Origin of the sequence: Polynucleobacter sp. TSB-Sco08W16, from assembly GCF_018687455.1 — a bacterium.
GTDB lineage: Bacteria > Pseudomonadota > Gammaproteobacteria > Burkholderiales > Burkholderiaceae > Polynucleobacter.
The window spans coordinates 198005-210845 of record NZ_CP061291.1 but is presented as its reverse complement, the minus strand read 5'-3'; the positions used below and the strand labels follow the sequence as shown (position 1 = coordinate 210845).

At 46.5% G+C, this 12841-nt stretch carries 10 protein-coding genes and 1 pseudogene; 6 read left to right on the top strand and 5 right to left on the bottom strand.

Translation table 11 applies throughout. The annotated features are described in order from the left end of the window. Positions 1-19: 19 nt before the first annotated feature. The 5 genes and pseudogenes from accB to FD961_RS01100 all read left to right on the top strand — a co-directional run bounded on the left by accB (position 20) and on the right by FD961_RS01100 (position 4447). On the top strand, positions 20-487 hold the full coding sequence (gene accB, locus FD961_RS01115) for an acetyl-CoA carboxylase biotin carboxyl carrier protein (protein WP_215393753.1): 468 nt from the start codon (positions 20-22) through the stop codon (positions 485-487). A 47-nt stretch (positions 488-534) separates the two neighbouring features. After that, on the top strand, positions 535-1899 hold the full coding sequence (gene accC, locus FD961_RS01110) for an acetyl-CoA carboxylase biotin carboxylase subunit (protein WP_215393752.1): 1365 nt from the start codon (positions 535-537) through the stop codon (positions 1897-1899). A 16-nt stretch (positions 1900-1915) separates the two neighbouring features. After that, positions 1916-2836: pseudogene (prmA, locus tag FD961_RS09490) on the top strand (50S ribosomal protein L11 methyltransferase); the annotation flags it as partial. Further along, positions 2825-3448 carry a DUF3426 domain-containing protein gene (locus FD961_RS09485; protein ID WP_251371339.1) on the top strand — a complete coding sequence of 208 codons (624 nt, stop codon included), beginning with the start codon at positions 2825-2827 and terminating at the stop codon, positions 3446-3448. The pseudogene prmA and the gene FD961_RS09485, both read left to right, overlap by 12 nt. Positions 3449-3487: 39 nt before the next feature. Further along, a complete protein-coding gene (locus FD961_RS01100; RefSeq protein ID WP_215393750.1) occupies positions 3488-4447 on the top strand; it encodes a carbohydrate kinase family protein in 960 nt (319 codons plus the stop codon). Positions 4448-4640: 193 nt separating this feature from the next. Here FD961_RS01100 and FD961_RS01095 read toward each other — a convergent pair whose 3' ends face one another. From FD961_RS01095 to FD961_RS01075, 5 genes are all read right to left on the bottom strand, one after another. After that, positions 4641-4958, bottom strand: a complete 318-nt coding sequence (locus FD961_RS01095) for a histone H1-like repetitive region-containing protein (RefSeq protein ID WP_251371290.1) — start codon at positions 4956-4958, stop codon at positions 4641-4643. Between the two features lie 333 nt (positions 4959-5291). After that, positions 5292-6470, bottom strand: coding sequence for a ribonucleotide-diphosphate reductase subunit beta (locus FD961_RS01090; RefSeq protein ID WP_071464565.1), 1179 nt, complete (start codon positions 6468-6470; stop codon positions 5292-5294). A gap of 45 nt (positions 6471-6515) precedes the next feature. Next, positions 6516-9422 carry a ribonucleoside-diphosphate reductase subunit alpha gene (locus FD961_RS01085; RefSeq protein WP_371817163.1) on the bottom strand — a complete coding sequence of 969 codons (2907 nt, stop codon included), beginning with the start codon at positions 9420-9422 and terminating at the stop codon, positions 6516-6518. A 348-nt stretch (positions 9423-9770) separates the two neighbouring features. Next, positions 9771-10580, bottom strand: a complete 810-nt coding sequence (ampD, locus tag FD961_RS01080; RefSeq protein ID WP_256438056.1) for a 1,6-anhydro-N-acetylmuramyl-L-alanine amidase AmpD — start codon at positions 10578-10580, stop codon at positions 9771-9773. A 3-nt stretch (positions 10581-10583) separates the two neighbouring features. After that, the gene (locus tag FD961_RS01075) at positions 10584-11432 is read right to left on the bottom strand and encodes an inner membrane protein YpjD (protein ID WP_071464564.1); all 849 of its coding nucleotides are present in this window, start codon (positions 11430-11432) and stop codon (positions 10584-10586) included. A 20-nt stretch (positions 11433-11452) separates the two neighbouring features. On the opposite strand from FD961_RS01075, the gene ffh reads away from it, so the two are divergent. Continuing rightward, on the top strand, positions 11453-12835 hold the full coding sequence (ffh, locus tag FD961_RS01070; RefSeq protein ID WP_215393748.1) for a signal recognition particle protein: 1383 nt from the start codon (positions 11453-11455) through the stop codon (positions 12833-12835). Positions 12836-12841 lie beyond the last annotated feature (6 nt).

Below are 12841 nucleotides of genomic sequence, written 5' to 3'. Positions count from 1 at the left end.
CAAGAGAGGACACACTCAAATGGATCTAAGAAAACTCAAAACCTTGATCGATCTCGTTTCTGAATCAGGCATTTCTGAATTAGAGGTAAACGAGGGCGAAGACCGTGTTCGTATTGTGAATGCCGGCTCTCCAGCTCCGACAGGTCATGTGGTCTACGCCAATCCTGCTCCTACACAAACAATGCAGGCTTCTCCTGCTGCCGCACCAACACTAGCTACCGCTCCCGTTGCTGAAGCGCCGCCCGCTGAAACTGGCTTCATTGCACGCTCACCAATGGTGGGAACCTTCTACCGCGCCCCAAATCCAGAATCACCAAACTTCGTCAACATTGGCGATACCGTCAAAGTGGGTCAAACACTTTGCATCATTGAGGCTATGAAGTTGCTCAATGAAATCGAATCAGAGCAAGCGGGTGTGATCAAAGAAATTCTTTGCGAAAACGGCCAAGGTGTTGAGTTTGATCAACCCTTATTTGTCATTGCTTAATTTCCACGCCATCCTTACCAATCCTTTTTACCTAACTCAGAGCCGACATGTTCGATAAGATTCTGATTGCCAATCGGGGAGAAATTGCTCTCCGCATCCAACGCGCATGCCGTGAGTTGGGAATTAAAACTGTAGTGGTCTACTCCACTGCTGACAAAGAAGCAAAGTATGTGAAGCTTGCGGACGAAGCTGTTTGCATTGGTCCAGCACCTTCTCCGCTGAGCTATCTCAACATGCCAGCAATCATTTCTGCAGCAGAAGTAACCGATGCTGAAGCGATCCACCCTGGTTATGGCTTTCTTTCTGAGAATGCGGACTTTGCAGAGCGCGTAGAAAAATCCGGCTTTGCCTTTATTGGCCCGACCGCTGCTTCTATTCGCCTCATGGGTGACAAAGTTTCTGCCAAGCGCGCCATGATCAAAGCGGGCGTTCCCTGCGTTCCTGGCTCTGAAGGTGCATTACCTGATGACCCAAAAGAAATTATTGCTACCGCCAAAAAAGTGGGCTATCCAGTCATTATTAAAGCGGCAGGTGGCGGTGGTGGGCGTGGTATGCGCGTAGTTCACACTGAAGCTGCACTGATTAATGCAGTCAATATGACTCGTGAAGAGGCGGGTCGTGCCTTTGGCAATCCCGAAGTCTATATGGAGAAGTTTTTAGAAAAACCTCGCCACGTAGAAATTCAGATTTTGGCTGACACTCATGGCAATGCAATATGGCTAGGCGAACGTGACTGCTCAATGCAGCGTCGTCACCAAAAGGTGATTGAAGAGGCACCAGCACCAGGCATTGATCGTCGTTTGATTGCCAAAATTGGTGAACGCTGCGCTGAAGCTTGCAGAAAAATTGGTTATCGTGGTGCAGGTACATTTGAATTCCTCTATGAAAACGGTGAATTCTTCTTTATTGAGATGAACACCCGTGTTCAAGTTGAGCACCCTGTCACCGAGATGATTACCGGCGTAGACATTGTTCAGGAGCAGATTCGGATTGCTGCTGGCCTCAAGCTGAGTTATCGCCAAAAAGACATCGTATTCCGTGGTCACGCTATCGAATGCCGCCTGAATGCTGAAGATCCATTTAAGTTCACACCAAGCCCAGGCAAAATTGGTTCATTCCATATGCCTGGTGGTCCCGGCATTCGCGTAGATTCTCATGCTTATAGCGGCTATGTCGTTCCATCGAACTACGACTCTATGATTGGCAAGCTCATTGCCTACGGCAATACACGTGAGCAAGCGATCCGTCGTATGCAGATCGCACTTTCTGAGATGGTTATTGACGGCATTACAACCAATGTACCTCTCCACCGCGAATTGATGCTAGATCCCAACTTCATGGAAGGCGGCACAAGCATTCATTACTTGGAGCATCGCTTAGAAGAGCAAGCTGCAAGTCGCGGTAAATCCTAGTTTATGAAAGCATCCCATGTCTTATCGTGAACTCGTTTTCACGGTAGCTGCAGAAACTGCCGAGCCATTAGGTGATGTCTTGCTCGAGCTGGGCGCACTATCTGTCACCGTGGAGGACGACGCTGCAGGTGGTTACGATGAGAATCCGCTTTATGGCGAACCCGGTCTCTCTCCTGAAGTGCAAGCATGGGATCGATCTTCTGTCACCGCCCTCTTTAATCCAGATATTGATGATTCCGGCAGCGCAGAATTCATTCCTGAGCTACTTGTCGCCTTAAAAGAGGCTGGATTTAGATTGGCCCCGCCTCAAGAAAAAACTGTTGAAGAGCAAGATTGGGTCAGGTTGACGCAAAGTCAATTCGCCCCGATTCAAATTGGTAAACGTATTTGGGTAGTTCCCTCATGGCACGACGCTCCAACCGATCCAAATGCGATTTGTTTAGCGGTGGATCCCGGGCTTGCGTTTGGCACTGGCAGTCATCCTACAACCCACCTGTGTTTGCTTTGGCTTGAGGAGCGCTCGAATTTAAAAAATCAAAGTCTGCTTGATTACGGCTGCGGCTCTGGAATTTTGGCAATCGCTGCTGCAAAACTAGGTTGTAATCCAGTCATTGGCACGGATATTGATCCTCAGGCGATGGTTGCAGCCCGCAGCAACGCTGAGATTAACCAAACTACCATTCGCTTTGTTCTTCCAACCGAAGGTGCTCCAGAGCTTGCTGCAGAAACGAAATACGACATCGTGATGGCTAATATTTTGGCCAATCCACTGCAAGTGCTGGCTCCAGCATTAGTGAATAAGATGCGCGAAGGCGGTCAAATTGTTCTGTCTGGCGTCCTGGCTAGACAAGCTGATGAGGTAATTGCAACTTACAGCCAATGGCTGACGCTTTCCGTCTGGAAGGAAAGTGAAGGTTGGGTTTGCTTGCATGGCACCCTCAATTCAGGCAAACAAAAGACCTCATCCGCTACTTTTGCTGCACCTGCTCAAAAAAAAAGTCTTAAGTTAGCACTACTGTCAGGCTTATTTCTTTTGCTTCTCATTTTTGGCGAGCATCTTTCCAGAAATTCTTTGCTCCCATTACTAGCACCTCGAATAGATGGGACATCAAATTCATTTTCAGTCAGTGCCTTTTCAATTTTGCAAGCTCTTGATGAAAAATTATGTCGCGCACTAGGATGCTTTAATCGGCCTGTAAGCGATTTTGCTGCATGGAAAATAACTTCAGCTGCACTATCGCCTGAAAACGTGCGAGAGAGCCTTAAAATCCCTGCAAATCAATCTATGTTGCAAGTTGAAATACAAAATCGTCTCGCAATTCCAATTTTGCTGCCAAATTTAGAAATTTCTCTCACTGATGCAGAAGAATCTGAATTGAAATCAATTCAACTCTCTCCAAAAGAATGGTTGCCACCCTCTTGGCAAGAATCGCATCCTGATTTTTCTAAAACTGGTGCGCCTGCAGGTGAAATTATTCAAACAGAGGTGCCGCTAACCCTGCCGCAAAATGCTGCGGGATATCGAGTGCGCATTCTTTACCCCCAATAACCCAACTTTTATTACTCCATCACCTACAGAAAGTAATTTATGGCTAGCTTGATCTGCGGCTCTATTGCCTACGACACCATCATGAACTTTGAAGGCAAATTTGCCGATCAAATTCTGCCTGAGCAGATTCATATTCTGAATGTGGCTTTTTTGGTTCCAACCATGCGCCGTGAATTTGGCGGATGCGCAGGAAATATTGCTTATAACCTGAGCCTGTTGGGTGGAGATCCCATCATTATGGCAACGGTTGGTGGTGATGCTGCACCCTATTTGAGCCGCTTAAAACAACTCAATATCGATGCGAGTCATATTCGCCAGATTGACAGTGCATTCACAGCGCAAGCCATGATCACTACCGATCAAGCCAATAACCAAATTACTGCCTTCCACCCTGGCGCGATGGGAGAGTCACACCTCAACCAAGTCTCTGCAGTGGTTGCCGAAAGAAATAAGAACTCTAAAGGAGCGGCCAAATTTGGCATCGTTGCCCCAGATGGCCGCCAAGGGATGTGGGAACACTGCCACCAACTGGCCGAAGCACAGATTCCATTTATCTTTGATCCAGGCCAGGGCTTGCCGATGTTCAACGGTCCAGAACTCTTGGAGCTGGTTGATATTGCTAGTTACTTGGCCGTCAACGACTATGAAGGCGAAATGCTTTCGCAGAGAACCGACCTAAGCTTGGCAACCGTGGCTGAACGAGTCAAGGCCTTAATTGTGACTAAGGGTGCAGAAGGTTCGGATATTTACACCAATGGCAAATGCATCTCAATTCCCCCAGTACCAGCAGCTCAAGTGGTTGACCCCACTGGATGCGGTGATGCATTCCGCGGGGGACTGCTATTTGGACTTGAAAATGGAATGGATTGGGAATCTACTGGTCGCCTGGCCAGCTTGATGGGTTCAATCAAAATCACTCATCAAGGACCACAAAATCACCAACTCAGCAAAGAGCAGATAGCCGAGCAATTTAAATCCGCTTTTGGCTTTAGCCTCTAAGACTCACCTAGACATAATCAAAATTTGAGCAATAAAAAAAGGGGTCTCGTGAGAGACCCCTTCTAGTAACACCCGTCTGTTTAAGGACGTGTGCCAGTTGGGAAGGGCCAAGCAGCGGCGGATGTTGCTAGTGCAGCTTTCTTAGCCGCGGGCTTTTTTACAGCAGCGCCCGCTTTCTTCGCAGCAGGCTTACTTACTTTTTTTTTGCTACGCGTTTTTTTGCAGCTGGACGCTTAGCAGCAGCTTTTTTAGCAGCTGGCTTCTTAGCAGCTACACGCTTCTTAGCAGCTGGACGCTTAGCAGCAGCTTTTTTAGCAGCAGGCTTCTTAGCAGCAGCTTTTTTAGCAGCAGGACGCTTCTTAGCTACTTTTTTAGCAGCTGGTTTCTTAGCAGCAGCTTTTTTAGCAGCAGGACGCTTCTTAGCTACTTTTTTAGCAGCTGGTTTTTTAGCGGCTACTTTTTTCTTAGCAGCTGGTTTCTTTGCAGCAGGTTTTTTCTTGGCGATTGCCATAGTCATACTCCTTCACGTGAGGATTGATACAAACTACCGATTAAGAAGACCCGACCACTCATTTCCGCCTGGTTTTGCAACCATTTAGAGCTGACGAGCGAGCCATTCATCGGCGCGCGGCTTGATGCTAAGTGCTGCACGCTAATGAATCTTGGAAAAAAAGCCGTGGCCCCAAAGGACAACGGCTTCTTAAATGTGCTGGAAAAAATAGAGAGAATAGCCCAGGCACCCTTGAGCAAGGGTTTTCGGATTTGAGTCTGTTTTTGCTGACTTCTTAAACTATCCAACCGTCTAATCTCCTATTTAGCCGGCTATGCGCTTACTTACTGCTGACTACTCCCAACTTAGCGCACCGCCAGTTTGATACTCAATAACGCGTGTCTCAAAAAAGTTTCGTTCTTTCTTAAGATCAATCATTTCTGACATCCATGGAAATGGATTCTCTTCATTTGGGAACATCGCGTCAAGTCCTATTTGCAAACATCTGCGATTACAAATGTATCTTAGGTACCCTTTGAACATCGGCGCGTTCAATCCGAGCACTCCACGAGGCATCGTATCTTCGGCATAACGGTACTCTAATTCGACTGCTTTTTCAAAGATAGATTTGATCTCATCTTTGAACGCGGAAGTCCATAACTGCGGGTTCTCCAGCTTGATTTGGTTAATCAAATCGATACCAAAATTGCAGTGCATTGACTCGTCACGAAGGATGTATTGATACTGCTCAGCAGCACCCGTCATTTTGTTTTGACGACCCATTGCAAGTATTTGCGTAAAACCAACATAAAAGAACAATCCTTCCATTACGCAAGCAAAAACGATGAGCGAACGGAGTAACTTTTGATCGTTTTCTAGTGTGCCAGTCTGAAAATTCGGATCAGTTAAGACATCAATAAACGGAATTAAGAATTGATCTTTAGCGCGGATCGATTCAATTTCGTTATACGCATTGAAGATTTCAGCCTGATCTAAGCCCAAAGATTCCACAATATATTGGTAGGCATGGGTATGAATTGCCTCTTCGAAAGCCTGGCGCAATAGGTATTGGCGGCACTCTGGAGCAGTAATGTGGCGATAAGTACCCAAAACAATGTTGTTAGCGGCCAAAGAGTCTGCGGTTGTAAAGAAACCGAGATTGCGCTTAATAATGCGACGCTCATCTTCTGTCAGACCGTTAGGATCTTTCCAGAGCGCAATATCGCGGTTCATATTGATCTCTTGTGGCATCCAGTGGTTTGCACAGCCAGCTAAATACTTTTCCCAAGCCCATTTGTACTTGAAAGGCACTAACTGATTAACGTCAGTCTTAGCATTAATCACGCGCTTATCAGCAGCATTTACACGTAAAGCGGCACCGCCAGACAAATTAGCGGCTGCTACAGGTGCAGCAGCTTGCGGCGCCATTGCAACTTGATCTGGCTGTGGGCGTTGTGGCTCCACCGCAACTGGCTGCGGCGCAAGACCAGCTTTCGCTAGTGCTGGAGCAACTTCTTCTTCCCAATTCAACATAACTATCTCCTAAATTCTTCTATTTCTGACCAATAAGCAAATGGCTTATTGGCACGCTTCACATTCTTCAAATCCAGCATCGCCTGGGCGCATTGTGCAAACTGGGCCATCGGCTTCTACTGCGCCAGCAGTATTTGCTGCAGCCGCATCCGTGCCATTTACCCCGCCGCCACTGGATACCGAGTTCAACTGACCGCTAGCAACGGTTGATTTCTCAACGTGAGTTGCAGCCATAGTACGGAGGTAATAGGTGGTTTTCAAGCCACGCAACCATGCCAACTTGTAAGTGTCATCCAATTTCTTGCCGGATGCACCGCCCATGTAGATATTCAATGACTGAGCTTGGTCAATCCACTTCTGACGACGGGAGGCTGCCTCAACCAACCAGCTTGGCTCCACCTCAAAAGCGGTTGCATACAAATCACGTAAATCTTGAGGAATGCGATCGATCTTAGACAAAGTGCCATCAAAGTACTTCAAGTCAGCAATCATCACTTCGTCCCACAAGCCGCGGTCTTTCAAATCACGCACCAAGTACTCATTTACTACTGTGAACTCGCCTGAAAGGTTGGATTTCACGAATAAGTTCTGGAATGTTGGCTCGATACAGGCTGAAACACCAATAATGTTTGAAATAGTTGCGGTTGGGGCAATTGCTACGCAATTGGAGTTACGCATACCGTGTTGCTTGATACGAGCACGCAAACCACTCCAATCCATGGCGGATGAATTATCTACTTCTACATAGCCACCACGCTCCTGAGCCAACAATGCTACTGAGTCTTGCGGGAGGATGCCGCGATCCCATAAGGAATCTTTGTAGGTGCTGTAAACACCACGCTCTTCAGCTAGCTCACAAGAAGCCTGGTAAGCGTAGTAACAAACCGCTTCCATTGAGGTGTCAGCAAACTTCACAGCCTCATCGCTAGCGTAAGGAATACGTTGCATGTGCAAGCAATCCTGGAAGCCCATGATGCCCATGCCGACTGGACGGTGCTTAAGGTTGGAGTTGCGAGCTTTAGCAACAGCATAGTAGTTGATATCAATCACGTTATCGAGCATACGCATTGCAGTACGTACAGTTCTTTGAAGCTTCTCGTGATCTAAGACCAATTTACCGTTTGCATCAGTAGTCATGTGCGCAGTCAAGTTCACAGAGCCCAAGTTACAAACTGCAATTTCGTCCTCATTGGTATTGAGAGTGATCTCAGTACATAAGTTAGAAGAGTGAACTACGCCAATATGTTGCTGCGGGCTACGAATATTGCAAGGATCTTTGAAAGTGATCCATGGGTGGCCAGTTTCAAACAACATGCCGAGCATCTTGCGCCACAATTGCTGCGCCGGAATTCTGCGGAATGGCTTCAACTCACCACGATCGGCTTTTTGCTCGTAAGCAACATAAGCCTCTTCGAAGGCTTTACCGAACTTGTCATGTAAGTCAGGTGTATTAGAAGGTGAGAACAGAGTCCAGTCACCATTTTCCATCACGCGCTTCATGAATAAGTCGGGAATCCAGTTAGAAGTATTCATGTCATGCGTACGGCGACGATCATCACCAGTGTTCTTACGCAATTCCAAGAACTCTTCAATATCCAAGTGCCAGGTTTCTAAGTAGGCGCAAACCGCACCTTTTCGCTTGCCACCTTGGTTCACAGCAACTGCAGTGTCGTTCACTACTTTAAGGAATGGCACAACACCTTGTGATTTACCGTTAGTACCTTTGATATGGCTACCCAATGCACGAACGTTGGTCCAGTCATTACCCAAGCCGCCAGCAAACTTAGACAGCAAAGCATTTTCTTTCAATGCTTCATAAATACCGTCAAGATCATCTTCAACAGTAGTCAAATAGCAGCTTGAGAGCTGTGGACGAGTAGTCGCTGAATTGAACAAGGTTGGTGTGCTGGACATGAAATCAAATGTCGAGAGGATTTCATAGAACTCAATCGCACGACGCTCACGGTCCATCTCATTCAAAGCCAAGCCCATCGCAACACGCATAAAGAAGGCCTGCGGCATTTCAATGCGGCGCTCTTCAATGTGCAAGAAGTAGCGGTCATACAAAGTTTGCAAACCGAGGTAGTTGAACTGCAAGTCACGACTAGCGTTCAAGGCAGCAGCTAGGCGTGGCAAGTCAAACTCACGCATACGTGGGTCCAGCAATTCTGCAGAAATACCTTCATTGATGTACTTCGCAAAATAGGTGCTGTACTCAGCCTGGGTATCACCTTGCAATACTTCCTTACCAAAGATCTCTTTACGGATCACATGCATCAAGATACGCGCAGTTACCTGGCTATAAGCAGGATCTTTTTCAATCAATGTACGGGAAGCCAAAATAGCAGAGTCATAGACTTGTGCCATTGGTACGCCATCATACAAATTTTTGATTGTTTCAGTAATGATTGGGGATGCGTCAATATGATTGCCTAGGCCTTCACAAGCAGCTTCAATGACAGTACGTAAAGCAGCCATGTCAAGCCACTTCTCAACACCATTGTCGGTAACCTTAATCCCTGACTCACCGGCCTGATTGGCCGATTGAGCGTCTTGAGAAACTTCCTGCTGAGCAGCGCGTTCTTGATTGCGCTTTTCACGATAAAGAACATAGGCACGTGCAACGTTGTGCTCGCCACTACGCATCAAAGCTAATTCAACTTGGTCTTGAATATCTTCAATGTGAAATGTGCCGCCATTAGGACGACTACGCAAGAGCGCACGCACGACTGAATGGGTGAGTTGCTCTACTTGCTCACGTACTCGTGCAGATGCTGCACCTTGACCACCATTTACCGCCAAGAATGCTTTTGTTACTGCAATGGCAATTTTGGACGGTTCAAAAGCCACCACTGAGCCATTACGGCGAATAATTTTGTAATCAGACAATTGGGTTGCTTGCGCACCACCAACACCGCCAGCCACAAAACTGGCAGAAGGAGCCTGATTCATTGCTCCTGCAGGACTCAATCCTGGGTTATTCGCTCCAGTAGGTTGACCTGCTGTCTGTGGATTAGCGTATGTCATGTTGCTCCTGCTCTTATATATAGTTATTTGGACAAAATATCGTTAAAAAACAATGGTGTATTGCTAGATTCAAACACTAGATGTAGTGTTTCGAAGTGCATTAGGCACTAAGTATAGGGAAATATTGGGGCTTTTGTAAGTTTTTTATGACAAAAACTTATTAGTATTTTTACTAATTAATTGAATAATTTGGGAGCATTTTGGTGCGTGATTTTTAGCCCTTTTTAGATAAAGGCTAAAAAAGTAAGCGTATGCTCACATACAACAATGGGTCTATCGAAAAATCAGCCCATAGGGCATCTTTTCCTCTGGAATTCCTGTCTCTTTTTGAAACTTTTTCCAATCGAAATATATTCCAGGATCCCTTTTTCTGTCGGGCGCAATGTCACTGTGCCCAGCAAATTGGAGATTGGGATAACTTGCCTGCAGCCTCTTGACCAAACTTGTCAAAGTTTTGTACTGAGATTCTTCGAAAGGTGAATCTCCATCGCCCTCTAGCTCTATTCCAATAGAGAAGTTATTGCATTTTTGTCTTCCCATAAAGGAGGAGATGCCAGCATGCCATGCCTTATCTTGAGTTGAAACAAACTGCACTAACTCACCAGAACGCGTAATTAGAAAATGGCTAGACACTTTTTGTCCGGCGATCTCTGCAAAATAAGGATGTGCATTGGAATCAAGCTTGTTCTGAAAAAAATCGATGATGTATTGGCTTGATTGTTTTGATCGAAATTGCCCTGGCGGTAAACTAATGTGGTGAATCACCACTAAATCAGGTTGAATATTTTCTGGTCTCTCATCGAAGTTAGGTGAAGCACGCCAATTCGCAGAGCCAATCCATCCCCGTTCATCAAAGACATTGAGATGGTCTTGCGAACAATAAAAACGCTGCTCATAAACTCTAGCTTCAGATCTAGGTAGATGCACTTTGCAATGCTGGCATTGCACCATCGGCTCTGGCTCCAGAGCCTTTGTAGGACTGGGATCAGAGGATTTTTTCAAACCCTCTTTAACCTGCTTTTGTTTCTTCAACCAAAGGTAGAAAAAATAGCCAACTGCTAAAAATAAAAGCCACTTAAACAAGGGTCATACTCTTTGAAGAATCACTTCTAATACAAAACGGCTACCGACATAAGCGAGCAGTAGCGCAGTGTAAGCACTTAGGACCCAACGCACTGCAGCACGGCCACGCAAACCAACGCGCCAACGCGCTAATAGTAGTCCGGCAAATAAGAACCAAGAGATCAGCGCAAAAATAGTCTTGTGATCAAAGACCAGGGGTTTACCGAACAATGTTTGTGAAAATAGCAATCCAGAAAATACTGTCAGACTTAAAAGTGCAAAACCAACATAGAGCAAGTTAAATAACAAACTCTCCATGGTCATCAATGGGGGTAAATCTTCAAGCCAATGAGAGAGACGACTATCGGGAACAATCGCAAGTTGACGGTGTAGTGCACGATCTTGAACGCTCATGAGCATGGCATGCATTGCGGCCAAGCTGAGCAAGCCAACAGAAATCGTCGCTACGATGAAGTGCCCCTTAAACCAAGGATCAGAAACTGCCTTTGGCGAAATCAATGTGCCAGGGAAAAGGTTGGGAAGCAGAGAGCAGACCAAGGCAAATAAAATTGCCAACCAACGCAAGCTCGAAATAGGCAAAAACCATGACTGAAACCAGTAAAAAGCTAGCCCAACCCAAGCAATGAGAGATAAATCTTGGGCAAAGCCAAATATGAACCCTTGAGGCGTAAAGACGGAATCATGTAATTCCATTCCATGAACTACCAAAATTACAAAAATAAAGGTTTGCACAAGTCCTGCCGAGAGCGCAGACTCCTCGCCCCGCTTTGCTTTGACGCTCAAAAAGAGCAATAGCAGTAAATAAAGTACGGGAGCAAGCATTCCGTAAGCTGGGTGACCTAAAATATCCATCTGGAAAGTCTAATCGATAAATGCTAGAAAACCTCACCGATCGTCTATCTCGCGTTGTTAAAACAATGCGGGGGCAAGCCCGCCTTACCGAGGCGAATACCGCAGAAATGCTGCGGGAGATTCGTTTGGCCCTGCTGGAGGCCGATGTAGCACTCCCCGTTGTTAAATCTCTCCTAGAGCAAATTAAATTTAAAGCCCTAGGCGAAGAGGTTGTAGGTAGCCTCAGTCCAGGCCAAGCACTTGTTGGTGTGGTGCAGCGCGAACTAGCTCAAGTGATGACGGGCGAAAGCAAGCAAAGCGGTGAGCTCAACCTAGCAACTCAGCCACCCGCAGTGATTCTGATGGCAGGTTTACAGGGTGCCGGTAAAACCACCTCAGTCGGTAAATTAGCTAAGTGGTTACAGGAAAAAAAGAAAAAGAAAGTGCTCACAGTTTCTTGTGACGTTTATCGCCCTGCCGCTATTGAGCAGCTAGAGATGGTGACCAAACAGGTTGGTGCAGAGTTTTTCCCAAGCAACGTTAATCAAAAGCCTAACGATATTGCAACTGCCGCCTTAGATTGGGCACGTCGTCATTATTTTGATGTGGTGATTGTTGACACAGCAGGTCGCCTGGGAATTGATGAAGCGCTCATGCAAGAAATCAAAACTTTGCATGCCAGCTTAAACCCAATCGAGACCTTATTCGTAGTAGATGCAATGCTTGGTCAAGATGCCGTTAATACCGCCAAAGCCTTCCATGAAGCGCTCCCCCTAACTGGCGTCATCCTCACTAAGCTAGATGGGGATTCACGCGGGGGTGCCGCTTTATCTGTTCGTCAAGTTACGGGTGTGCCACTCAAATTTATTGGTGTGGCCGAGAAGATGGATGGCTTGGAAGCGTTCGATGCAGAGCGTATGGCCAACCGCATCTTGGGTATGGGCGATATTCTGGCTTTGGTTGAACAAGCACAACAACATGTAGATGTTGCTAAAGCAGAAAAATTAGCTAGCAAGATTTCTAAGGGCGGATTTGATCTGGAAGACTTTCGGGATCAACTCATGCAAATGCAACAAATGGGTGGCATGGCAAGTTTGATGGACAAGCTACCTAGCCAGGTGGCTCAAGCTGCGTCTAAAGCAAATCTGAGCAACGCAGACAAACAAACTAAACGCATGCGTGGAATCATTGATAGCATGACACCACGTGAGCGGACGAAACCTGAGCTGCTAAAGGCAAGTCGCAAGCGTCGCATCGCTGCGGGCGCTGGCGTAGAGGTACAAGAAGTCAATCGCCTACTCGCACAATTTGAGCAAATGCAAACCATGATGAAGCAATTCAAAGGCGGAAAAATGGCGCGCACTATGGCTGCAATGGCTGCCAAAGGAGCCGCCAAAGGCATTGGCGGACTCTTTAAAAAATAACCGAAT

Bases quoted from the DNA above. Each gene is read 5' to 3' on its own strand.
- ffh (WP_215393748.1), top strand. From the start codon at position 11,453: ATGCTAGAAAACCTCACCGATCGTCTATCTCGCGTTGTTAAAACAATG.
- FD961_RS01100 (WP_215393750.1), top strand. From the start codon at position 3,488: ATGGCTAGCTTGATCTGCGGCTCTATTGCCTACGACACCATCATGAAC.
- FD961_RS01090 (WP_071464565.1), bottom strand. From the start codon at position 6,470: ATGTTGAATTGGGAAGAAGAAGTTGCTCCAGCACTAGCGAAAGCTGGT.
- accB (WP_215393753.1), top strand. From the start codon at position 20: ATGGATCTAAGAAAACTCAAAACCTTGATCGATCTCGTTTCTGAATCA.
- FD961_RS01085 (WP_371817163.1), bottom strand. From the start codon at position 9,422: ATGAATCAGGCTCCTTCTGCCAGTTTTGTGGCTGGCGGTGTTGGTGGT.
- FD961_RS01095 (WP_251371290.1), bottom strand. From the start codon at position 4,958: ATGGCAATCGCCAAGAAAAAACCTGCTGCAAAGAAACCAGCTGCTAAG.
- FD961_RS01075 (WP_071464564.1), bottom strand. From the start codon at position 11,432: ATGGATATTTTAGGTCACCCAGCTTACGGAATGCTTGCTCCCGTACTT.
- accC (WP_215393752.1), top strand. From the start codon at position 535: ATGTTCGATAAGATTCTGATTGCCAATCGGGGAGAAATTGCTCTCCGC.